The organism is uncultured Abyssibacter sp. (genome assembly GCF_964000955.1).
Lineage (GTDB): Bacteria > Pseudomonadota > Gammaproteobacteria > Nevskiales > OUC007 > Abyssibacter.
In genome coordinates this window covers 1-23059 of sequence record NZ_CAXFCL010000269.1, presented here as the reverse complement: position 1 = coordinate 23059, position 23059 = coordinate 1, and the positions used below count along the sequence as shown (strand labels likewise).

Here is a 23059-nt window from a genome sequence, read left to right as displayed (position 1 = left end):
CTCGCCTCCCATGACGGCATCGGCCTGAGGCCGGTGGAAGGTCTGCTGGATGACGACGCCCGGGATGCGATGGTCACCGCGATGCAGGGTTTCGGCGGCATGGTGTCGTGGCGGACGGTCGCCGGTGGTGAGCAGAAGCCCTACGAAATCAACATCGCGCTGTGGGACGCCTGTCGCGGTACCGTGCATGGTGAGGACGAATGGCAGCTGGAGCGTTTCATCTGCGCCCATGCGGTGATGCTGGCGCTGGAGGGCATCCCCGGCATCTATATTCACAGCCTGCTGGGAACGGGCAACGATATCGACGGCTTGAAGCGGACCGGCCGCAACCGTTCCATCAATCGCGCGCGGTGGAACCGGGAGGCCCTGGAGACGGCGCTGGATGATCCGGAGACCTCTCACGCCCAGGTATTCGCGAGGATGACCAGGTTGCTGGAACTTCGCCGCGAACAGCCCGCGTTTCATCCGAACGCCACCCAGTTCACCCTGCAGCTTCGCGAGGGTTTGTTCGCGTTCTGGCGGCAGAGCCGGGATCGGCATCAATGCGTGTTCTGCGTGAACAATCTCACGCATGAGCCGCAGAAGCTGGCGCTGGCCGATCTGAATCTGATGCGCACCGAGCATTGGTACGACCTGATTTCCGGCCAGGACATGCCGGACGCCTGGTGCGAAATCGAACTGGCGCCCTACCAGTCGCTCTGGATTACCAATCGCCCTCGCAGCTAGCCAGCGCACGCCGCCGGAGGCGGATCGGCACTGGTGGTGTGGTCGCCCGGGATCGCCCGGCTCCGATTCAGCAGGATCTGCAGCGCTGAGCGGATGCGCGTGGTTCCGGCTGCAGGGTCGGATGATCGATGCCGAACTCATCGTGCAAGCGTCGGCGGATTGCGGTCAGCGCCGCCGGCCAGCGATCCATGTCGGCCATTTCGACATGCGCCGACAAGGCGATGGTTCGTGACGACACGGCCCAGACGTGAATGTGATGCACGTTCTCGACCGCGGCGTCGGCATCGCGCATCGCCCGTTCGATTTCACGCAGGTTCATGCCGCCCGGAACGCCCTCCATCACCACGTTCAGGGCGTTGAGCAGCAATCGTGTCGACGAGAACACGATCAGCGCGCAGACGAACAGCGAGAGCAGCGGGTCGATGGGCATCCAGTCGGTGGCGAGAATGATCAGCCCGGCCGCCACTGCCGCCAGCGAGCCCAGCAGGTCACCCATGACATGCAGCAGCGCGCCCTGGGTGTTGAGCGTCTGCTCGCCCCGGTGCAGCAACCAGGCGACCAGTATGTTGACCGCAAGCCCGAGCACGCCGACCAGCACGACTGCGGGAGCGTCAACGTTCACCGGTTCAATCAGGCGGTGAATCGCCGACCATCCGACGAGCGCGACCACGGCATACATGAACAGGACATTGATCAACGCGCCGACCAGTTCCGCCCGCTTCCACCCATAGCTCAGCCGTGGGGTTGGACCCCGGGTCGCCAGTTTCGCGGCCACGGCGCCGATCCCCAGCGCGGCGGAGTCGGTGAGCATGTGACCTGCGTCGCCGAGCAGTGCCAGCGAGTCCGCCCAGAGACCGGCAGCGGCCTCCACCGCGGCGAAGCTCAATGTCAGTGCGAGGCCCAGCCAGAGCATGCGGCCGGCGGCATGGCCGGCATGATCGTCGTGCGAGTGCGAGTGCGAGTGCGAGTGGCTCATGGCTCTCTTATGCCGTCGGAGACGACGGGACTCAAGCCATGCCGCCGAAAAGCCGGATCAGGTTTCGGCGGCCGCGGGACAATCCTGGAGCACGGACAGGCAGACGTTGCCCTCGCAGCAGTTTTCCATCAGGAACTGCATCAGTTCGTTCATGGCACGGAACTCCGGCGCGTAGAACACCCGCCGCCCGCGCTTGCGGCGGGTCACCAGGCGGGCCGTCAGCAGCGTCTTGAGATGAAACGACAGCGTGGGCTGGCTCAACCCGATCTCGGGCAACAGATCACCCACGCAGAGGCCGTCCGGCGCATGTCGGACCAGATGACGGTAGATCCGCAGACGGGTCGGTTCCGCCAGGGCCCCAAGCTGCCCGACGGCGTCGTTCAGGGTGATATCGGTGGATACGTCAGTTTTCACAAGATCCTTCACGTGACTGTGTCGCACAGTCCGATTGCCAAGAACCGCAGCTGTCGTTTCCGCCAGCAGGCTCAATCATTGCCTGACGAGCTGCCGAGCAGCGCCTCGTAGAATCCGATCATCCGCATGTACTCGCCGACGGCGATCCGCTCGTTCGTGCCGTGGATGCGATCGGCGACATCTGGTGTGTAGACGAAGGGTGCGAAGTAGTACGCATTGTCGCGAACACGCGAGTAATGCCTGTTATCCGTCGTAGCAAGGATGATGCCGCTGGCAACCGCTGCTTCGGGAAAGGTCGTGTGGATCGCCCTCCGAATTCGGTGGAAGGCGGGTGCGTCGGGATCGGATAGCGGAGGCGGATTGTTGCCGAATGCGTCCATCGGCTCGATGGTGACGCCTGGATCGTCAATGATGTCGGCGACCGCCCGGGTGACGCTGTCGATGGTCTGTCCGGGAAGAATCCGGAAATTGATCACGGCGGTGGCCCGCGAGGGCAGCACGTTGTCCTTGACCCCGGCTCGCAGCATGGTTGGAGCCGTGGTCGTGCGGATCAGCGCATTGGTGGTCCGGCTCGCCGCGAGGCTGTCCAGCAGGATTGGTTCGAGCAGCCAGCGGTTGGCGATGGCAAAGCGGTTGAAGCTGCCCATGTGCGGCGCCAGCTGGTCGAGCATGGTGCCGACCGGGTCGATGATGCGCGCCGGCAGGGGCTGCGCATCCAGTCGGGCAAGCCCGCGCGCCAGACGGCCGATGGCGGTGTCGCGTGAGGGTGTGGAGCTGTGCCCGGCATCACCCGTCGCCGTCAGTCGCAGCGACGCATAGCCTTTTTCACCCACCATCACCGAAGCGATCGGGATATCCACGCCGGCCACCAGATCGCGGGTGATCGCGCTGCCCTCGTCCAGGGTGAATTCGGCATGCACGTCACGCTGTTCCAGCAGTTCCGCCATGCGTTGGGCGCCGTGGGTACCGCCGGTCTCCTCGTCGTGGCCGAAGGCGAAGTAAACCGTCTGCTCGGGCACGAAGTCACGCATCAACAGGCGTTCGATGGCCTCCAGCTGCGCCCAGACGCTGGCCTTGTCGTCCAGCGTGCCGCGGCCCCAGATGTAGCCTTGCGATGCCTGTCCGGAGAACGGCGGATGGGTCCAGGCGGCCTCGCTGCCCGGCTCGATGGGGACGACGTCCAGGTGACCCAGCAACAGGATCGGCGCGCGTTCCGGATTCCTCCCCTCCCAGGTGAGCAGCAGACTGTGGTCGGAGATGATTTCGGCGTTCAGCGTCTCGAACACGCCGGGAAACTGTGATCGCATCAACGCGTGCAGTTGATCGAAGTGCCCGGGAGCGCCACCCGCCGAGTCCAGCGAGATCGTCGGGACACGCACGGCCTCGGCGAGATGTCGTACCGCGGCGGTGTCGATGGTCGGCGGTGGCGGAGCGGCGGTCGGCGTATAGGCCGCGCGCAGCTGGAACGTGTTCCAGGCCATGATCAGGGCCAATCCGCCCGACAGGACCAGCACGACCGCCAGAACGCACCGCCAGAATGCTCGGAACTGCATGCCTTTCCCTTTCGAAGGTTTCGCGGGAGTCTACGGCCCCGCTAGACCGAAATCACGGCTTGCCGGAACGCAGGGCCGATGCGCCCACGGGCACCGCCGGTTTGGGGTTGTGGGCGGCGTCCAGCGCGTCGATGGCCTCGCCGATTTCCTGCTGATAGCGCTCGAACTGGTCCGGGTCCAGGTCGGGCGGCACGAAGATCGGTGGACCGTAGTGGACGTCGATGCGTGTGAACGGCTTGGGCAGGCGGAACCGGTCCCAGCTTTTCAGTGACCAGTAGCGCTTCGGCAGCGGCAGGTAGGGAATGATCGGCAGGCCCGTGCGTCGCGCCATGTCGACGATGCCCGGTTTGCAGACGTGCGCGGGGCCACGCGGGCCATCCACCGTCAGCGCGCCCGGCAGGCCGTCCTGCAAGCGCTCGATCATGTCGGCCTTCGCGGCCTGCCCGCCCTTGTCCCGTTCCCTGCTGCGGGAGCTGCCCCGCGCGACGACATGGCCGAGTCCTTCGCAGAGCTGGGTGACCGGATCGCCGTCCCGGGACTTGGACACGATGACGACATGCCGGCGGCCGGTTTGCGCGAGGATGCCGGCGAACAGATTCTGGTGCCAGATCGCGAGCAGATAGCTGGCATGGCCGCCGGGTCCGCGAAGACCCGGGCGGCCGTCATATCGAAACCGGTAGGTCGCGAAGAGCAGGCGTATCACGGCCTGAAGCAGCCAGCCTGCAAGCGAATTGAGCATCGGATGGTCCCCGCCGATACCCCGATGCCCTTACGCCTGCATCGAATCCGGCATGCACCTGGTGAAGGCGCGCTGATGAACTGGATCGGTGGCGTCCCCTGCCCGCCGATTGAGGCCGCACTCTACCGTGACGCTGCCGGTATCGCGAACCCGGTCTGCCAGGCGGCGGACTTAGCGCGGTTTGCGGTAGTGGAGAATGCCCCAGTCCAGCGCGCCCTTTCCTCCGGCGGTCACCCAGTGTTGCAGGCCGTTGGTCATCCGGTCGATGTAGTCCGGCGAGACCAGTCTGGTGAGTTCGGAACGTCGTGCGGTCAACTCCCGATGGACGCTGCCGTAATGTTTGGCGATGGCATCCGGCATCCGTTCCAGCGCCACCGTCGTCCAGCCCAGCTCGCGGGCGTAGCGCTCGTACTTGGCCACCGATCCCATGGATGGCAAGTGAATGCGCGCCAGCACCGGAGCGAGTACGTCCGGGTCGACGGCCGCCTGCTGCATCGGGTCGGTGAAGATGAACTCACCGCCGGGGCGCAGCACGCGATCGACCTCGCGGAACACGATATCGCGCTTGGCGCTGTGCAGGATGGAATCCTGGCACCAGACCACATCGTAGGACGCATCCGGGAACGGCAGTTCCTCGAAGCTGCCGTCGATCACGTCGATCAGCCTGTCCAGGCCCTGCTCCGCGTTCATCTCGCGGGCGCGGCGATTCTGTACCGGGCTCAGGTTCAGCGCGGTGACGTGACAGCCGATCTCCCTGGCGATCACCCGGGCCGAACCACCATAGCCGGCGCCGATGTCCAGCACCCGGCTGTCCGGCGTCAGGTTCAGCGCATCGAGCATGCGCCGCACCGTGCGGTGGCTGGCGTCGCGGATGGGTTCTTCGTCGGACTCGTAGATGCCGACGTGGATGTCTTCCCCGCCCCAGACGTGGAAGTAGAAGTTGTCCGCGTCACTGCTGTCGTAATAGTCGCGGGTGGTGTCCACGACGGCTTGCTGATTGGCGCTCATGGTCGGCCTCAGTCCTCGTCGGGATGGTGTTTTTCGGCGATGTGGATATAGAAGTCCGGGTCATCCTGCCGATAGGTTTCCTGGAAATCGGCCGCGGTGGTGACGTTCTGGAAGCCGACCTCGTGCATCAGTCGCGTCACGTAGTCCTTGCGTAGCGGGAACATGTTCAGGTGGTACTGCGAGCCGTCCGGGAAGCTGTAGCGGAATCGGGCGAGCCCGTCGTCGCAATGCTCCGGTTCGGCGCGCACGTTGTCGCCGCAGTAGTAGTACTGATGCTTCGACTTGAAACCATCGTCCAGGATCATGTCGTAGTTGCGCTGATCCAGGATCAGCACTCCGTCATGCCGCAGCGCCGCGTAGAACTCGGCCAGGGCCTTGCGCCGGTCGCGTTCGGAAAACAGGTGGGTGAAGGAGTTGCCCAGGCAGATGACCGCGTCGTATTTGCCGTGGACGTCACGGTTGAGCCAGCGCCAGTCCGCGAGCACGGTGCGCAGCACGTGGCCACGGTCGCGCCCGTTGGCGAACGCCATCGCCAGCATTTCCGCGCTGCCGTCGGCGGAAACGACTTCGAAGCCGGCTTCACGCAGACGCACGGAGTGGAATCCGGTGCCCGTGGCCACATCCAGCACCTTCTTGGCGCCCCGCGCCTTCAGGGCTTCGATGAAAAAGTCGCCCTCGCTGGCGGACCGGGCGTCCCAGTCGATCAGCTCATCCCATTTCTCGACGAAACTCTGGACGTATTCGGTTTGATACTTGTCGGTTTGTCGCACCTGGAGGGGATCCGCTCCATAGTCTTGTTGTGTGGGTGCGACGGGCGTTTCTTCGGTGACATCCGTCATGCCTTGTACTCCTTGGCTTGTGGTCAGACGCAGGGCCGGAATGCGCGAACCCGGGCGTCTGACGAAGCGTTGGGCCGAGTTACGCATGACGCCGCATTCGATGCGACGGATTGACGGAGCGAGTTGTGCTGATGAGGCCGAACCAGAGCCGGCGGCGATGTCCCCGATCGCTCACTGGGGGCTCGCATTGCATCAGGCAGCGTGCGGTATCGGTCGCGACGACTGCCTCGCGTTACCCTAACGCATACTCGGTCGAGTTTCAGATTGGCTGATTCGGACTGAACTCTTCCCGGCGGATACCACGACAGGACCAAGAACATGCAGCGGGCGCAGTGCAACATCCGTGATGTCGACATCTCCTACCTGGACTCCGCACCGGGAGACAGCACGCGGCCGGCCGTGCTGCTCCTGCACGGATTTCCCGATTCCGGGGCGATGTGGATGGCGCAGATCGATGCCCTGCACGGCGCCGGTTTTCGCGTGCTGGCGCCGGATGCCAGGGGGTACGGACAGTCGCAACTGACCACCCGGGTCGAGGAATCGGCGCTGGATCGCATCGTCGGGGATTTCTGCGGCCTGCTCGATGCACTGGAGATCGAGGCCGCGCATGTGGCGGGTCACGACTGGGGGGCGGTGTTCGCCTGGGGGCTGGCGGGGCTGCAACCCGAACGCGTCAGGCGTCTGGTGGCCATGTCGGTTGGGCATCCCGGAGCCTATGCGCGGGCCGGCGTGGAGCAGAAGTTGCGCGCCTGGTACGCCTTCGCGTTCCTGATCCCCGGCTTTGCCGAGCGCCTGCTTCCCTTCGCGGACTGGCGGCTGCTGCGCTCCGGGTTCACGGCGCATCCGACCCCCGACGAGGTCAGGCGGGAGATGTCCCGTCCCGGACGGCTGACCGCGGCGCTGAACGTTTACAGGGCCAACGCCCGGTTGTTGATGAGCGAGCCCCTGCCCTCGGTCCGGGCCGACACGCTTGGGATCTACAGTTCCGGCGACGCGTTTCTTACCGCGAGGCAGATGCGCGAGTCCGAACGCTACGTGCGAGGCACCTGGCGCTACGAGCAACTGAGGGGCGGCCACTGGATGCCGCTGGAACAGCCGGACCGGATCAGCGAGTTGCTGATCGAGCATTTCAGCGGGTGACCATGCGGCTGATCTGATCGCTGCAATATCGCTGTCACATAGCTCGGTCAGCCTCTCACCCTGATTTCCGTCAGGGTTGAGCCTCCACTTGACCGTCATGCAGGCAGCCTTTCGCCGCAGCCTTCGAGTCCACGCGAAGATTCTGGTCTCCGCGCTCACGTCCGACCCCGCTGCTCCCCGCACCCCCGCCCGCCTCGCCCGGCTGGCATTGCTGACGCCGCCCTATCTCGCGCTGCAAACCGCGCACTGGATCGGTTTTGCGCTGGACGAACTGCTGCACGCGGACTACCGCGAGCTTTCGGTGGACCGGCCGCTGTTCGTACTGGGCATTCCTCGCAGCGGAACCACGTTCGTGCACCGGACGCTGACCCATGACACGGATTTCACGACGCTGAGCACCTGGGAGGCCGTGCTGGCCCCGTCGATCGTCGAACGACGCTTCTGGCTCGCGCTGGGTCGTCTCGATGCGCGGCTCGGTGCCCCGGCCTCGCGGCTGATTCACGCACTGGTGCAGCGGCTGGCCGCGGATCTGGACGACATTCATGCCGTTGATCTCGACGCCGCCGAGGAGGACTACCTCGCCCTGCTGCCGGCCGCGGGCTGCTTTCTCGTGGCCCTGGGATTCCCGCAGTGCGACGAGCTCTGGAACCTGGCGGACTTCGACCAGACGATGGCGGACGAGGACCGGCGCATCCTGCTCGACTTCTACCACGCCCTGCTGCAGAAACATCTCTACGTGCGCGGGAGTGACAAGCGTCTGCTGTCCAAGAACGCGGCGTTCGCGAGCTGGGCAGTGGCGCTGGCGGAACGCTATCCCGATGCGCGCTTCCTGATCTGCGTTCGCGAGCCGGTGCGAGCGCTTAGTTCGCAGCTCTCCTCGATCGCGTCCGCCAGGGCATTGCTGGGATCCGATCCTGACGGAACCGTGTTTCCCGCCCGGTTCCAGGCGCTTTATCGCGGGGGCCTGCAAACCCTGCGCATGGCCATCGAGAGTGATCCCGCGCGCTTCGCGCCGGTGGAACTGACCGAATTGCAGCGCCGGCCCGCGGCGACACTGCGCAAGGCCCTGCGCCATCTGGGTGAAACCGTCTCCGGCGCGATGACGCGGGCGCTGGAAGACGCCGACCGCGAGGCGGCCGCCTACCGCAGCGCGCATGCGCATCAGATCGACCAGTTCACTCTGGATCGCCAGTCGATCCGGGACGACATGCAAGACGACTACGACGCGATTCGCGCCCTGGGCGAGACGCGCTGGAAAGAGGTGTCCTGATGACCGCTACGCACGCAACCTTCCTGCCCGAGCAATCCGGGGAACGGACGCATCCCGCACGCCGGCTGCGCGTCGCGTTCTTTTCGGACTCGGTGGCCGAGCGCAACGGCGCCGGCACCTACTATCACGACCTGCTGCCGCAGTTGAAGGACATCACCGCCGGCGTGCGGATGTTCCAGCCCTCCGACAAGTTTCGCGTGACCCGGCTGACTGTGCCGATGCCGGGCGATCCGACCCAGCGCCTGCTCACCCCGAACGTGCCGCGACTCTGGCGGGCGTTCAGTCACTTTCGGCCGGATGTGGTGGTCTCGATCACGCCCGGTCCGTTCGGGTTGCTGGGGCATGCCCTGGCCAAGCGTCATGGTTGCGGTCAGCTGGTCGGATTTCACACCCAGTTCGAGGAGTTGTCGCGGCTGTACTGGAATCCGCTTTCGCGGCGGGTTGCCAACAGCTACCTGACCACGGCCAACCAGGTCCTGTGCCGGGGCGCGCACGCCACGCTGGTCAACAACCGTGGGCTGATTCCGACCGTGCGCCGGCTCGGCGCCAACCTTGCCGCCGTCGTGGGCACTCCGCTCCCGGTGGATTTCATGCGCGAGCCGGTGGTGCCGGTCCGCTCGCAATTGCGGCAGGTGCTGTTCGCCGGCCGTCTTGCGCCGGAAAAGAATCTGAAGGCCGTGGTCGATGCCGCCAGCGCCTGCCCGGATGTTCAGTTCGCGATCGCCGGGGACGGCCCGCTGCGTCGCGAGCTGCAACGCGATACCCGTGAGCTGGACAATGTCCATTTCCATGGCTGGCTGGATCGTCGCGAGCTCCGCCTGCTGATGGATGAATCCGATCTGCTGCTGCTGCCGTCCCGACTGGAAACCTTTGGCTCGATCGCGCTGGAGGCGATGGCCCGGGGCCGCCCCGCCCTGGTCGCGGCCGGCGCGGGCATCCACGAGTGGAACACGCTGAAGGATGGCCTGATCACGCTCCACGAGGGTGAGGCGATCGCGGACAAGATCCGCTCGCTGCGCGAACAGAGCGTGCAGACACGGCGGGCCCGTTCCGATCGGGCACGGGTGGCTGCCGAGCGCCTCAACGGTGACACCATCACCGAATGGGGCGACATGATTCTCAAGGCCGCCCGCGCGCCGCGATGAGTCATGACGCTGCGATGCCGACGGCGATGCTGTCGGTGCATGACGTCATGCCGCGAACGCTGTCGGCGGTGGCGGAGGTGCTGGCGCTCATTGAAGAGCTCGAACTGGTCCGCCCCACCCTGCTGATCGTGCCCGGGCTGGGCTGGAAGGCTGACCAGCTTGAGCAACTCCGGGCCTGGGCGGCGCAGGGTTATCCGCTGGCCGCCCATGGCTGGATTCATCGCGCCCGGCGCGTTCGCGGATTCCGGCATCGTGTGCATTCGGCGCTGATCTCCCGCAATGCCGCGGAACATCTGGCCTTGAGCCGCCAGCAGCTGCTGGCCCTGATGCGCCGCTCCTATCACTGGTTTGCACGTGTCGACCTGCCCCGGCCGTCGCTTTACGTTCCGCCGGCCTGGGCGCTGGGGGATCTCAGTCTGCAGGATCTGAACCGGCTCCCCTTCGATACGGTCGAGGTCACCCAGGGCCTGATCGATACCCGGACGGGGCGGACACGTCTGATGCCTCTGGTGGGCTTCGAGGCCGACACGGCGGCGCGGGCCCTGGCGCTGTCCGCGTGGAATCGCTCCCAGATCGCCGTCGCGCAGCGCATGCGGCAGCCGCTGCGCGTCGGCATCCATCCGAACGATTTGTCGCTCAGGCTGGCTGAGCCGCTGCGCCAGCTCCTGCGGGATCTGGCCAATCAGCCCGCCAATCGCGTCGACACCCGGCGATCCGCGGCCTGATCCGCGTCGTACCGGCGTTGCTCAGTTGTAGCGATTGCGCTGCGCCGGGTCGTCGCTGTGGTACTCGACCAGTTCCCACTCGAAGCCGGCGCGATCGTAGTAGTACGCACGGCTGCGATACCGCTCCCGTTCGGTGGTGTAGCTGACGTCATACCCGTCCGCGTCGAGGCGTTCGGTGATCCGGTCGATGCCTGTGACCACCAGTCCGATGTGGTTGACGCCGATGTTGGTGTAGGTCGGTCGAGCGGGTTTCGGTTCGATGCCGACATGCGGTTCCTGGAGCGCGATGTAGAAATCGTCGTTGCCGATGTGCGCCCAGCGATAGCCCCGCTCCGAGATGGCATCGATTCGCGTACGGAAATCCGGTGCGACCACCGCGAGGAATTCGGTGGCGGCGTCAATATCCGGGACGGTGATGTTGGCGTGTTCGAGTCGGGTCATGAGACTCCCTCCTTTGTGGTGTCCCCGCACTCCGCGGTGACTGGTGAGGGAGTCTCGATCCTCAAGTAATGTTGAGGTCAAGCATTTTTGGTCATCGGGTGTCGGAACGGTCGATCGCCCGACGTTCCTGCAGCCACAGCAATCCCAGCAGCAGATTCCCGAGCAGGCTGGCCGCGAGTACCAGGACCAGTCCCTGTGGCCATGCATGGGCGGCCCGCGGTGCGTCCGCCGCCGGCGTTTGCTTCGCTCCGCCAACATTGACGACCTGCCGGACAGCGTGACCCTTGCCGTCCCGGACCTCCAGGCGCCAGCTTCCCGGCCGGTCCGGGGCGAACGCGAACACGCCGCGCGCGTCGGTGCGGCCCGTCTGGAAGCTGGACTGCTCGTCCGGACGAAAGACCGTGACATCGGCCCCGGCGACGGGCTCACCGAGGCTGTATTCGAAGCTGAACGCACGAAGTTCGCCGTCATAGGGCCCGAAATGAGCGCCGTGGGCGTGCACAGGGGGGCTTGAGGCGAGCATCAGCGCCAGCAGGAGCATGACGCGCCTGATCGGACGGCGGTGGCGGATACGGTTCATCATCGGGATATCACCAAGGCATCAGGGATTGGTTGGTCATGCGCTCAAGGCACCAGATCATGCCGATCAAAGCGACCAGCAAAGAGCCCGGAATCAGCACCCCGTACTGGTAGATGCGGCTGTGGCGCAGCAGGAACGCGGCGGGCAGGAAGAGCGCGGCAACGATGATCTGCGCACCTTCCACCCCCAGGTTGAAGGCCAGCAGTGACAGCGCGAGCGAGGTGGCCGAGAGCCCGAGATCGCTGAGCACGCTGGCATATCCGGCGCCATGGATCAGGCCGAAGCCGAATGCGACCAGCCACAGGCGTCGCCGGACGATCGGAAGCAGATTGTTCAGCGCCGCGAACACGATGGTCAACGCGACGGCGGACTCCACCCAGCGGGACGGCAGATCGACAAGCCCCAGCGTGGCCAGCGACAGCGCCGCGAAGTGCGCGAGGGTGAAACTGGTGACGACGAGCAGAACCTCGTGGACCACCGTGCGGGCATCGGGTGCGGGCACGAAGCCGCCGGCTTCCCGACGGACCACCAGTGGCAGCAGCAGCCCCGCCAGGAACAGCAGATGATCCAGGCCGATCCAGACATGCCAGAGACCTTCCAGCAGGTATTGCCAGGCCACCCGCAGCGGTCGGGTCTCACCCAGATCGAAGGCCAGCTCGCGCCGGGCCGGCGAGAAGATCGCGGATTCCACCCGCCCGCGCCAACCCAGCCGCAGCAGCCCGCGGTGCTGGGCGTCGCGCTGGAACAGCAGGTCGTAACGCAGCACCAGTCGCGGGTTGTATGTCGGACAGTCGCCCCTGAGGGTGATCGCGGCGTAGCGGCCGTCGGTGTGGTCCGCGATGCGCAGATCGACCGGATCGAGCGTGCAGGTCTGTCCGGCCATGGATACCTGCAGATGAGACAGTGCGTGGCTGGTGATGGCGTCTTCGCGCTGCCGCACCTCGCCCCAGGTGATCCTGCGGTCCGCGTCGGCATCCAGCCCGATTGCGAGTTCCAGGTCGCGCAGTGCGATATCCCACTGCCCGGTTACCGACCGGCCGGACAGTTCCAGCGAGAGATAGCTGTCGCTGGGCTTGTGGGCCAGCGCCTGACCACAGGTCATCAGCAGCGCCACCGTGAGCAGGGTTCTGATCATGCCGCGGACAGCGCCTCGTCGAGTTCCAGCAACAGGCGTTCGACGCGAACATCCTGCAAGCCGGTGGCGCGGACGAAGGTGATGGCCGGCTCGGCCGCCGACGGATTGACCGCCAGTGCCGCCCGAAGCAGCAGCACCGCGTCAGCGGGTTCCTTTTGCGTCGCCCAGTTGCGTTGCGCCAGCCACAGCGCGTCGGCGGGCCGATTATCGACGTCCAGCGCGAAGCGGGCATGCTCGCGCAGATGGACCTCATCGCCCCGGCGCTGACTGGCGGCGAAGCGCCGTCGCAGCGTGTCGGCCATCTCCCCCGCAGCCGGGTGTTGCAGATGCCGGGCCGCGATCGCGCGGCGCAGTAACAGTGCGTCGCTTTGTGGATACGGCTTGAGACGGGCATCCACCGCGCGATGCCGACCCTGTTCCAGCATGAAATCGGCCCAGGCGGACAGCAGATAACCGTCGAATTGATCCGCCTCGCGGGCGAGCTCCAGTCCGTTCTCGAAGGCCTCGGACGCCAGCGTCGATTGTCCGAGTCGCCAGGCGATCTCGCCGCGGATGGTCAGTGCCCAGCGCCGCAGATGCGGGGCGCTGGCGGCGGCCTCCCCCTGCAGCAGACGGTCCATCGTGCTCAGCGCCTCCGATGCCTTGCCGGTCAGCGACGCGATATCGGCCAGACAGGTCCCGCTGACCAGCGTTTCCGCCAGAGTCAGCAGTGCGGCGCAGGCCTTGTGCGCGTTGGCGAGCTGTCCGGTGACGCGCTCGATGACCGACAGGGTCAACCAGGCTTGCGGATTGCGGGGATCGCGCTCCAGCACCTGCTGCAGATCCGCCTTCGCGAGGTCAAAGGCGTGCCGTCGCTGGCTTAGCTGCGCGCGAATCAGCAGGATGTCGGTCGGCGCCTGCGGATCGTCCTGCCAGATTGAAATGGCGGCCTGCGCATAGCCGTTGTAGCGAGGGTCATCGGTTTGCCGGGCCAGCGCGATATAGCGTTCGGCGAGCTCGGTGCGCAGCTCGATGCTCTCGGGCCGCCGCCCCACCGCCTGCTGGAGCTGCCGGATGTCCTCGGTCAACGCCGGATCGGTGTCCGGAAGAGTCTCCAGAACCGTCTCCGGCGACGCCGGCGTGTAAGGCTGCGCGCACAGCCACCCGGGCGCGATCAACGCGATCGCGGCCAGCCAACGCAAATCAGGCACAGGTGCTCCCGGTCCAACCAGTCGTCAGTTCTCCCGGCCCGACGCGCTGACGTCAAGCCCCGGCTTGCCACGACTCCCAGGAACGCGCCGAATGCCGTCGGGCATCCGGCGCGTTGCGTTCAGGAGTCGGGCAGCAGATCGCCGTATACGTCGGCGTCGGGGTTTTCGTTGAACACCAGACCCAGCCCGTTGATGTCGATGGGGTCCGAGACCTCGTCGGTCTGGGTGGCGATCAGGTTCAGCACCTGTTGGTCACCGGCCAGCGGCTGGTCGTTGGGGCCCGGATCAGGCTCCGGATCGGGTTGCCCGGCCGGCGGCGTGTCCGCGCCGATGTCGATGCTGGTCTCGGAACCGCAGCCGCCCAGCGCGAGCGCGCCGACGGCCACCAGGCCGGAGAGAATGAAATGTCGCATGGTGATCGTCTCCTGGATTACCGCGAACCCGGCAGCGGGGTGCGCAGGTACGGGAAGCTGCTGTCGAACTGGGAGGCATCGGAGGCCGACTGGTCGGTCAGCGGTGCGTCACCCACCGGCGCGTCGTCCGGCCCGCAGCCGAACACGGCGGCGTTGTCCAGCTCGCACAGCGCGCCCATTGCCACGCGCAGCGCGGCATCGACGACGTCGTCACCCGGACGGCGACCGTTGGGGAATCCCGCATTGTCGCCACCCAGTACGCCCAGCGGCGACTGCGAGCTGGAGGGCACCGGCGCGGTCGTGGTGTTCAGCCGCAGCTGCTCGGACAGGACGGTGCCGCTACCCAGAGGGCCGCCTGCGCCGGCGGCGGGCTGGTTCAGCCCCGGCACGCCGGTCAGGAAGGCGACCGCGAGATCCGCGCGGGGGAAGGCGTTCGGAGCGAGATCGGCGTTGGCGTCACCAGTAACCGGCTCGGCGAACAGGATTTCCAGCAGTTCCGGCAGCGTCGGCGTCAGCACGTACTTGGCGAACTGAGCGTCGTCCTTGGGTTCGCTGGCGTTGAAGCGGTTCTTGTCGTCGATGCCGATGACCACCTCGTTGACCAGGGGCGATCCGAGTCGGGACACCTGGGTCCACGGGCCGCCCTCGACGGTCTCGTCCACGGTGCCCGGCGCGACCGAATTGTCGGTATCACTCTGCGGGAACGGGTTGGCGACACGGGCCTGGCGCAGGCTTGCGGTGGTCCAGGCGCCGATCACCGGATCATCACCGGCCGTCAGACAGCTGGCCGGCAACTCCAGTGCGATGCTGGTGATGTTCTTGTCGCCAATGGTGTTCGGCACGGCGTCGGGCGCGCCCAGGGGGTTCAGGTTCACGAGATCGAAGACCTGACCCAGGTTGACCACGAAGCCCTCCTTGCGCTGGCCGACGAAGACCTTGCCGTTGGCCTGGCAACCCGGCACGGCAATTTCCCAGATGTGGGCATTGGCGTAGGCCTGGTAGTCGGCAAAGGTCTTGGTGCCGATGTAATCGGTGGGCTTGCGGAAGCTGCTACCGCCGGTGGTCACGTTGGTGGCCGCCTGCGCGCTGCCACCACGGCGATCGCCGTTGACGACGGTCACGGTGTAGGTTTCCTCCAGGTTCAACGCGCCGGTGTCGCCCGGATTCGGGCCGATCCCGCCCGCCTGGATCAGCGGAATCGGGACCAGTTCGCCATCCGGCCCGACCGGCAGCGAAATGCCCTTGAGGGTGTTGGTGAAGCGGAACTGGAAGGTCAGATCCTCGACGTTGTCGCCATTGTTGTCGACATGGATCTCGTACAAGGCCTTGTCGTCCAGCGAGAAGTAGTTCGGGCCGCCATAGGCATCCTGCAGCGGAAGATAGTTCGCGATCAGGGTCACGAATCCGGACCGACCCTCCTCGTAACTGTTGAACAGGTAGAAGTCGGTGCCATCCACCTTGGGCGTTTCGGTGATTGCCGGTGCCTCGCGATGGCTGGATGCATGCAGCAAGCTGGCCGAAGCCAGCAGCGCCAGTCCGGCTGTGGCCACGGTGCCGGTTCCATGGATTGATCGCATTTGTCGCGTCCCCTGCGTGAGTTGTCTCCTGAGGTTCGTGCGGGGCCGCGGGATGGATGCAGCGCTCGCGGGAGCTCGCGCCGGGCCGATGGCAGAATGCGCCCATGAGCGCCACCGTGCTGATCATCGAGGACGACATGACCCTGCGTGAGGGGCTGCGCGAGGCCATGACCCAGGCCGCGCATGCGGTGATCGTCGCGGCGACCGCGCGTGAGGGGTTGGAGCGGTTGCGCAACGAGGAGCCGGCATTGCTGGTGCTTGATCTCGGGCTGCCCGATCAGGACGGGTTGTCGGTGCTGCGCGAGCTGCGGCGTGACGGCTACCTGCTGCCGGTGCTGCTGCTCACGGCACGCGGTGATCCTCAGGCCCGGGCGGACGGCCTGGACGCGGGCGCCGACGACTATCTGGTCAAGCCCTTTCATCTGGTCGAATTGCAGGCCCGGGTCCGTGCCCTGCTTCGGCGTGCGGTGAACACCGGCGCTTCCGACACAACCAGCCCGCTGGTGGTCGACCCGGATCGGCGACGAGTCCGGTTTCGTGATGACTGGATCGAGCTGACCCAGGCGGAATGCGCGGTGTTGCAGGTGATGCTGGGACGGCGCAACGCCACCTGCGCGCGGGCGCAGCTGGAATCGGCACTGGCCCGTCCCGGTCGCCCGGCCGGCAGCAATGCGCTGGATGTTCACATTCACCGGTTGCGACGCAAGCTTGCGCCGGAACTGATTCGTACCGTTCATGGGGAGGGTTACCGGCTGGTGACCGGCGACGGCACGTGAACTCCATCCAGGCCCGCCTGCTGGGTCGCCTGCTGCCGGCGCTGGTGGCCGTGCTGCTGGTGTTCGGCGCGGCGCTCTACCTGCTGACCAGTTCGCAAGTCCGCCGATTGCTGGACGCCGAGCTGGTCGAGCGCGCCTGGGTGCTGGCGCAGTGGACGGTCGGCGAGCCCCGGTCCCGGGACGTGATCGTGCCCGGCCGTGTCGAACGCGAACTGCGCTACCTGGTCGCCCGCATGCACCGGATGGGACTGCCTCGTGGCGCCTCGGGCGCGACGTCCACCATCGAGTACCAAATCCGGCTGGACGCGCTGCCGGAACCACTGCATTCCGACGGCATGCCGTCCTGGGATCGGTCCGAAATCGGCTTCGCCCGCGCGGACATCGACGGGCAGCAATGGCATATGTACACGCTGGAGTACGGCTCGCCGAAAGCCGTGGTCACCGTTGCCGAGCGGCAGGCCTGGCGGCGGCAGGTGGTCCGCGCGGCATTGCTGGCACCGGTGCTGGGCAGCCTGCTGCTGGTGCTGCTGGTCGTCCTGATCGTCTGGCTGCTGGTTGGCTCAGGCCTGAAGCCCGTGCGCCTGATGGCCGAACGCCTGGAATCGCGGGATGTGGACGACCTGGCCCCGGTGGATCTGACGGCGCCAGCCGAAATCGCGCCGCTGGTTCGCGCGCTCAACGCTCTGCTGGACCGGCTGCGCAGGCGCCTGCACCAGGAGCGCCTGTTCACGGCCGCGGCGGCGCACGAACTGCGTACGCCCCTGGCGGGCATTCGCCTGCAGGCGGAGCTAGGCCTCGGTCACGCTGACGCGCCCCGCCGCGAGGTGCTCCAGACCATTGTCGCGCGCAGCACGCAGGCCGAACGCGTGCTCGACCAGTTTCTCCAGCTCGCCGCGCTGGACGATGCGACTCGATCAGGGCTGGATCGCCGCCCGCAACGCCTGCGCGGCTTGATCGACGCCGCCTGCGATGCGCTGCGTCCGGCGGCCGACGCCACCGCGATCGCGCTTTGCGTCGATGCGGACGAAACGCTGGAGTGGTCCCTGGAGCCGCTGAGCATCGGTGTACTGCTGCGGAATCTGTTGGACAACGCGATTCGCTACACGGACGCCGGCGACACGATCCGGATCAGCGCCCGCGCCGGAGAAACATTGATGATCGAGGTCTGTGATTCCGGCCCCGGTATCGCGTCCGAGCGAATCGAGCTCCTGATCGAGCCCTTCCACCGCGGTCACGGTCAGGATCGGCACGGAACCGGACTGGGCCTGGCGATCGTCCAACGCGTGGCGAACCTGCACGGCGGTGAACTGCAACTGGGACCGGCCCACGATGGCCGTGGCCTGAGCGTGCGCGTGCGAATTCCCGGCGTTCGCGGCCCCGGCTCTTAATGACTGCTTAAGAAGCGCCGGACACACTGCGCCGGACTCTCGCGGGAGTCCATATCGGGAACTGGGGAATCGGAACATGACGTTGAGAACCGCCGTCGCGCTGACGTGCATGGCCTGGTGTGCTGCGGCAGCAGCACAGGTCGAAGCAACCGGATCACCGCTGGAGCTGGACATGCTCGAGGTGACTGGAACCCATCTGGATCGCGAAGCCGGCATGGATCCGCTGGTGAGCTTCGACAACGCCGCCATTCGTAACTCCGGCCACGTCACGCTGGGCGAGTTTCTGCAGGCGCTGCCCATGATGAGCGGATCGCCGCTGAACACCTCGGTGAATCAGCGCGGCAGCGGCGGCGGTTTGTCCCGTGGCATCGAGTCGGTGGAACTGCGTGGCCTGGGGCCGCAGCGCACGCTGGTGCTGCTCAACGGCCGACGCATGGTTGCCGGCGGCAACGGCACGGCCGGCATTGTCGACCTGGCCAGCATTCCGGTGGCGCTGATCGAACGGGTCGAGATTCTGACCACCAGCGCGTCGGTGGCCTATGGCGCCGATGCCATCGCCGGCGTGGTCAACGTAATCACGCGCCGTCAGACCGATGGCGTGGAGCTGTCCGCCAGGGCCAGTCAGACCGATTCCGGTGACGGCGAAACCTTCGACTTCAGCGCGGTCAGTGGCGGCCGCTACGGCAATACCAGCCTGCTCGGCGGACTGTCGCTATTCGATCAGAGCGCGGTGGGGCGTGGCGAGCGTGATTTCTCGTCGCAGTGGCTCACGGTCGACGGGCCGGACAACACGATCGTGCCCACCGGCAGCTCCGCGCCTCCGAACGGGCGCTATCGCACCTCCGACGGCAACGTCACGCTAATCGACGGTGAGAACGGGGATTCGTCGGATGATTTCCGCCCGTTCATCAACGACGGCCCGGACACCGATCGGTTCAACTTCAACCCCTTCGAGGATTTGATTCAGGACTCGCGGCGCATTTCCGCGTTCGGCTCGCTGCGCCATGACCTGAGCCCGACGCTGTCGCTGTTCGCCGAGGCGCTGTTCCAGCAACGGGATTCAGACACGCAGATCGCCCCCCTGCCCCTGTTCACCAACCGCCTCAGCGGCGTGACCGTCTCCGAGGACAACGTCTACAACCCGTTCGGCGAGGAGATCAGCGATGCCCGCCGGCGCCTGATCGAGGGTGGCCCGCGGCGCTTCGCGCAGGACAACCAGCTCTGGCGCATCGCCCTGGGAGCCGACGGCCTCGTCGCGGACTGGCGCTGGGAGACCTACCTCACCTACGGCCGCAACGAGATTGAACAGCGGCAGAGCGGTGACCTGCGTGCCGACCGTGTCGCCCTGGCGCTGGGTCCGTCGTTCATCAACGGTGAAGGCGTGGCGACCTGCGGAACGGAATCGGCCCCGATCGCCGGCTGCGTGCCGCTGAACATCTTCGGCGGTCCGGGCTCCATCACCGAAGACATGCTCAGTTACGCGGGCATCGCCGATCTGATCGATCAACAGGAAAGCGAGGAAACCACGCTGGGCTTCGATTTGCGTCGCGAGCTGTTCCAGCTTGCGGCCGGGCCGGTACCGTTCGCGGCGGGGCTGAGCTTCCGCGATGCCAGCGCCGAGGATCGTCCGGACCCGCAGACCCGGGCCGGCAACACCACCGGCGCCGCGCGTCAGGTCACCGAGGGTGATTTCGACAGCCGCGAGCTGTTCGCCGAGATCGGGCTGCCGCTGGCGGCCGGTCGCCCCGGCGTGCACGCCCTGAATCTGGAACTGGGCCTGCGCGCGGTCGACTACTCGAATTTCGACGCTGAGACGGTGTTCGACATCAGTGCGCTGTACCAGCCGATCCCGTCCGTGACCATCCGCACCGGTTACGCCGAGGCTTTCCGCGCGCCGACGGTTGGGGAGCTGTTCGGCGGTGTCACCGAGGCCAATCCCATCGTCGAGGACCCCTGCGCGGATTTTTCGGGGTTGAACCAGACGGAAATCGATCGCTGCGTCGCTCAGGGCGTGCCGGCCGACGGCAGCTTCGACCAGACCGGCAACGAGGTGCCCACACTGGGTGGAGGCAACGCAGACCTCGCCCCGGAAAGCGCGGACATCTTCACCGCCGGAATTGCCTTCGCGCCGGAATCGGTGCCCGGTCTGAGCGTCAGCCTGGACTACTACGACATCCTGATCGAGGACGGCATCGCCGCGCTGGGCGCCAACACCCTTCTGGATCAGTGCCTGACGACGGGCAGCTCGCAGTTCTGTGATCGCATCGAGCGTGACAGCGACGGATCGATTACCCGGATCAGCACCGAGTTGCAGAACACCGCCGAGGAAACCGCCCGCGGGCTGGACCTGGACCTGCAATACGCGCATGTCACCGGCTGGGGACGCTGGCAGCACCGCCTGTTGATCAGCCGGGTACTGGAACGCGAACTGCGGTCGTTCCCGGGCGAGGTGCCGTTTGTCGGCGAGGGCCAGTACGACCCCGACAACTTCGGCGTGATCCCCGAGTGGAAGGGGCGGTACACGCTGGGCTGGTCGCGCGCCAACCTGTTCGCCGGCTACGCGCTGGAATGGATCGACGAGCTGACCGACAGCGGCGGTGAACTCGCATCGGGCACCGAATACAAGATCGGATCGCGGCTCTACCACGACATCCACGCCGGCCTGAAGACCGCGCAGGGTCTGCGCCTGACGCTGGGAATCGAGAACCTGACGGATCGCGATCCGCCCTTCATCCCCAACGGCGGCGAACTGAATACCGACGAATCGGCCTACCGGCTGCTGGGCCGCACTTACTGGATTGGTCTCGGTGTTCGCTTCTGACAGTGGTCGGTACCCCGTCTGGCAGAATAGTACGGGTCATCGCATTATCTGAATAAATGTGTACCATCCGGATTCCGCCCGAATCCGGATGACACATTGCAGCAGCAGGCCAGCGTCCGCCCCAAGGACGTCATACTCAAGGTGCTTCTGGCCACCGATGGTCATGTGCTGAGTGCGCAGGAACTGGTCGGCGCCTGCGGTTTGCTGGGTGCTTCGGACAACAGCGCGCGCACCGCGCTGACCCGGCTGCGCGACGCGGCGATGATTGAACAGGTCAGCCGCGGTGAATACCAGCTCGGCCCCGCCGCCCGTCATCTCGCCGCCGATGTGCGCCGCTGGCGCTCCGGTGAGGCGCGTGTGCGCCCCTGGTCCGGCGACTGGATCGTCGTCCACACCGGCGCACTGCCCCGCTCCGACCGTGCCGCCCTGCGCGTGCGCGAACGCGCCCTGAAACTGCTCGGGCTCCGCGAACTCGAACCGGGCCTGTCGGTTCGCCCGGACAACCTGGTCGAGGACGTGACCGCCGTGCGCGAACGCCTTTATGGCCTCGGGCTGGACCCTGCGGCCGCGGTGTTTACGACCGGAACCCTGGATGCCTCCCGTGTTGCCGCGGCGGCGCAGCTGTGGGCGCCACGACAGCTCGAGGCAGGCTACCGGCAACAAATCGAGGCGCTGAGCCGCTGGTCCGCGACGCGACAGCGTCTGGATCAGGACCAGGCGGCCCGCGAGGCGTACTGGCTTGGAGACCGCGCCATCCGCGATCTCGTGTTCGATCCCCTGCTGCCCGACACGATGATCGATACCCGGCTGCGCGCGGAATTCACCGACCTCGCGCTGGCCTTCGACCGGCTCGGCCAGGCGATCTGGCGCCAGCGCGCGCCGCAACCCGGCCTGACCGCCGCATCATGAGGGTGATGGCATGACCGAAACCACCGAGCGGCTCCGCCCCACCGACTGGTTCACCCGCGACGAGATCGCCGCGCTGACGCGCCGCTCCGATCGTCGCGGGGCCCTGGCCATCGCCTCGGTCTGGGCCGGCATCGCCACGACGCTGGCGGTCTGCGCCCTGCTCCCGCATCCGGTGATCTGGATACTGGCGGTGATTTATCTGGGCAACCGCCAGCTCGCCCTGGCCGTGCTGGAGCACGAGGCCGCGCATCGCACGCTGTTCAGAACCCGCTGGCTCAACGACCATCTGACCGACTGGCTTTGTGCGCGGCCGGTCTGGCAACACGTGGGCAAGTACCGGGCGCACCACAACCGCCACCACAAGGCGGCGGGCCAGCCCGGCGATCCGGACGCCTCGCTCTACCGCAGCTACCCGGCAACGCGGCTCGGCTTCGCCCGCAAGCTGCTGCGCGACATCACCGGGCTGACCATGCTGCGGGTGATCTTCGGCCTGGTGCTGATGGACGCCGGCGTGCTGCGATGGACCGTCGCCAGCGACATCGAGCGTCTGCCTCAGGCCGGCCGGCGCTGGTGGGACTATCCGCTTTCGTTCCTGCGCAACGCCGCCGGCATGCTGCTCACCAACGCCATCATCGTCGGCGTGCTGGTCGCGCTTGGCCATGGCTGGCTTTACGTACTCTGGCTGGTCGCCTATCTCTGCAGCTTCCCGGTGTTCGTGCGCATCCGCTCGATCGCGGAGCACGCGATGCTGCCCGGCGGCGCGGACATCCGGACCAATACCCGGACCACCCGCGCCGGCTTGCTCGCACGGCTGACCGTGGCGCCGATGAACGTGAACTATCACCTGGAGCACCACTTCATGGCCTCCGTGCCCTACTACCGCCTGCCGAGAATGCATCGCATGCTCAGGGAGCGGCGTCGGGTCGAGGCGCCGGTCGGCTACCGGGCCGTACTCGCCGCGGCCAGCGGCCGGCGGGCCGAGGCGCCGGCATGAGTGCCCAGGCCGCTTCAGTCAGCACCGAGGTCGTCGGCTCGACCTTGGTCGTCACCATCCAGCGACCGGCCGTGCGCAACTGCGTGGATCGGCCGACGGCGCAGGCGCTGGCCGACGCTTTCCGTCGGTTTGACGCCGACGACGCCCTGAGCGTGGCGGTGCTCACCGGTGCCGATGGCTGTTTCTGCGCCGGCGCCGACCTCAAGGCGGTGAAGAGTCAGGACCCGCAGCGGGCGAACCGCATCGATTCCGACGGCGACGCGTCGATGGGGATTTCGCGGATGCGGCTCGGCAAGCCGG

23 protein-coding genes are annotated in these 23059 nt (G+C 66.6%); 11 read left to right on the top strand and 12 right to left on the bottom strand.

Annotated features, from left to right (window positions below; genetic code table 11):
• Positions 1-726: alpha-glucosidase C-terminal domain-containing protein (locus tag ABNS06_RS13060; protein ID WP_348675035.1), on the top strand; the 726-nt coding region annotated here is incomplete at its 5' end.
• A 67-nt stretch (positions 727-793) separates the two neighbouring features.
• Here ABNS06_RS13060 and ABNS06_RS13055 read toward each other — a convergent pair.
• The 6 genes from ABNS06_RS13055 to ABNS06_RS13030 form a co-directional block, all read right to left on the bottom strand.
• Positions 794-1702: a cation diffusion facilitator family transporter gene (locus tag ABNS06_RS13055; protein ID WP_348675034.1), complete on the bottom strand. Its 909-nt coding sequence runs from the start codon at positions 1700-1702 to the stop codon at positions 794-796.
• Between the two features lie 57 nt (positions 1703-1759).
• Positions 1760-2116 carry a metalloregulator ArsR/SmtB family transcription factor gene (locus ABNS06_RS13050; protein WP_348675033.1) on the bottom strand — a complete coding sequence of 119 codons (357 nt, stop codon included), beginning with the start codon at positions 2114-2116 and terminating at the stop codon, positions 1760-1762.
• Between the two features lie 71 nt (positions 2117-2187).
• Positions 2188-3669 (bottom strand): M20 family peptidase, encoded by a 1482-nt coding sequence (locus ABNS06_RS13045; RefSeq protein ID WP_348675032.1) that lies wholly within the window; start codon positions 3667-3669, stop codon positions 2188-2190.
• A gap of 52 nt (positions 3670-3721) precedes the next feature.
• Positions 3722-4408: a lysophospholipid acyltransferase family protein gene (locus ABNS06_RS13040; protein ID WP_348675031.1), complete on the bottom strand. Its 687-nt coding sequence runs from the start codon at positions 4406-4408 to the stop codon at positions 3722-3724.
• Positions 4409-4579: 171 nt separating this feature from the next.
• Positions 4580-5416 carry a methyltransferase domain-containing protein gene (locus ABNS06_RS13035; protein ID WP_348675030.1) on the bottom strand — a complete coding sequence of 279 codons (837 nt, stop codon included), beginning with the start codon at positions 5414-5416 and terminating at the stop codon, positions 4580-4582.
• A gap of 8 nt (positions 5417-5424) precedes the next feature.
• Positions 5425-6255: a class I SAM-dependent methyltransferase gene (locus ABNS06_RS13030; RefSeq protein ID WP_348675029.1), complete on the bottom strand. Its 831-nt coding sequence runs from the start codon at positions 6253-6255 to the stop codon at positions 5425-5427.
• Positions 6256-6573: 318 nt separating this feature from the next.
• On the opposite strand from ABNS06_RS13030, the gene ABNS06_RS13025 reads away from it, so the two are divergent.
• From ABNS06_RS13025 to ABNS06_RS13010, 4 genes are all read left to right on the top strand, one after another.
• Positions 6574-7395 carry an alpha/beta fold hydrolase gene (locus tag ABNS06_RS13025; protein WP_348675028.1) on the top strand — a complete coding sequence of 274 codons (822 nt, stop codon included), beginning with the start codon at positions 6574-6576 and terminating at the stop codon, positions 7393-7395.
• A 97-nt stretch (positions 7396-7492) separates the two neighbouring features.
• Positions 7493-8665, top strand: a complete 1173-nt coding sequence (locus ABNS06_RS13020) for a sulfotransferase (protein ID WP_348675027.1) — start codon at positions 7493-7495, stop codon at positions 8663-8665.
• Positions 8665-9810 (top strand): glycosyltransferase, encoded by a 1146-nt coding sequence (locus ABNS06_RS13015; protein ID WP_348675026.1) that lies wholly within the window; start codon positions 8665-8667, stop codon positions 9808-9810. The genes ABNS06_RS13020 and ABNS06_RS13015 overlap by 1 nt, the downstream gene beginning before the upstream one ends.
• On the top strand, positions 9807-10535 hold the full coding sequence (locus ABNS06_RS13010; RefSeq protein ID WP_348675025.1) for a polysaccharide deacetylase family protein: 729 nt from the start codon (positions 9807-9809) through the stop codon (positions 10533-10535). Before ABNS06_RS13015 ends, ABNS06_RS13010 begins: the two co-directional genes overlap by 4 nt.
• A 21-nt stretch (positions 10536-10556) precedes the next feature.
• Here ABNS06_RS13010 and ABNS06_RS13005 read toward each other — a convergent pair whose 3' ends face one another.
• The 6 genes from ABNS06_RS13005 to ABNS06_RS12980 all read right to left on the bottom strand — a co-directional run bounded on the left by ABNS06_RS13005 (position 10557) and on the right by ABNS06_RS12980 (position 15844).
• Positions 10557-10976, bottom strand: coding sequence for a VOC family protein (locus ABNS06_RS13005; protein WP_348675024.1), 420 nt, complete (start codon positions 10974-10976; stop codon positions 10557-10559).
• Between the two features lie 91 nt (positions 10977-11067).
• Positions 11068-11559, bottom strand: coding sequence for a carboxypeptidase regulatory-like domain-containing protein (locus tag ABNS06_RS13000; protein WP_348675023.1), 492 nt, complete (start codon positions 11557-11559; stop codon positions 11068-11070).
• A gap of 7 nt (positions 11560-11566) precedes the next feature.
• Positions 11567-12691, bottom strand: coding sequence for a HupE/UreJ family protein (locus ABNS06_RS12995; protein WP_348675022.1), 1125 nt, complete (start codon positions 12689-12691; stop codon positions 11567-11569).
• The gene (locus ABNS06_RS12990; RefSeq protein ID WP_348675021.1) at positions 12688-13881 is read right to left on the bottom strand and encodes a hypothetical protein; all 1194 of its coding nucleotides are present in this window, start codon (positions 13879-13881) and stop codon (positions 12688-12690) included. Before ABNS06_RS12990 ends, ABNS06_RS12995 begins: the two co-directional genes overlap by 4 nt.
• 119 nt (positions 13882-14000) lie before the next feature.
• Complete coding sequence (locus tag ABNS06_RS12985) at positions 14001-14294, bottom strand: hypothetical protein (protein ID WP_348675020.1); 294 nt, start codon at positions 14292-14294, stop codon at positions 14001-14003.
• 17 nt (positions 14295-14311) lie between these two features.
• Complete coding sequence (locus ABNS06_RS12980) at positions 14312-15844, bottom strand: DUF4331 domain-containing protein (protein ID WP_348675019.1); 1533 nt, start codon at positions 15842-15844, stop codon at positions 14312-14314.
• 131 nt (positions 15845-15975) lie between these two features.
• On the opposite strand from ABNS06_RS12980, the gene ABNS06_RS12975 reads away from it, so the two are divergent.
• The 6 genes from ABNS06_RS12975 to ABNS06_RS12950 form a co-directional block, all read left to right on the top strand.
• The gene (locus ABNS06_RS12975; protein WP_348675018.1) at positions 15976-16647 is read left to right on the top strand and encodes a response regulator; all 672 of its coding nucleotides are present in this window, start codon (positions 15976-15978) and stop codon (positions 16645-16647) included.
• Positions 16644-18035 carry a HAMP domain-containing sensor histidine kinase gene (locus tag ABNS06_RS12970; RefSeq protein ID WP_348675017.1) on the top strand — a complete coding sequence of 464 codons (1392 nt, stop codon included), beginning with the start codon at positions 16644-16646 and terminating at the stop codon, positions 18033-18035. The genes ABNS06_RS12975 and ABNS06_RS12970 overlap by 4 nt, the downstream gene beginning before the upstream one ends.
• A gap of 76 nt (positions 18036-18111) precedes the next feature.
• Positions 18112-20856 (top strand): TonB-dependent receptor, encoded by a 2745-nt coding sequence (locus ABNS06_RS12965; RefSeq protein ID WP_348675016.1) that lies wholly within the window; start codon positions 18112-18114, stop codon positions 20854-20856.
• Positions 20857-20952: 96 nt separating this feature from the next.
• Positions 20953-21765 (top strand): hypothetical protein, encoded by an 813-nt coding sequence (locus tag ABNS06_RS12960; protein WP_348675015.1) that lies wholly within the window; start codon positions 20953-20955, stop codon positions 21763-21765.
• A gap of 10 nt (positions 21766-21775) precedes the next feature.
• On the top strand, positions 21776-22759 hold the full coding sequence (locus tag ABNS06_RS12955) for a fatty acid desaturase family protein (RefSeq protein ID WP_348675014.1): 984 nt from the start codon (positions 21776-21778) through the stop codon (positions 22757-22759).
• Positions 22756-23059: enoyl-CoA hydratase-related protein (locus ABNS06_RS12950; protein WP_348675013.1), on the top strand; the 304-nt coding region annotated here is incomplete at its 3' end. The genes ABNS06_RS12955 and ABNS06_RS12950, both read left to right, overlap by 4 nt.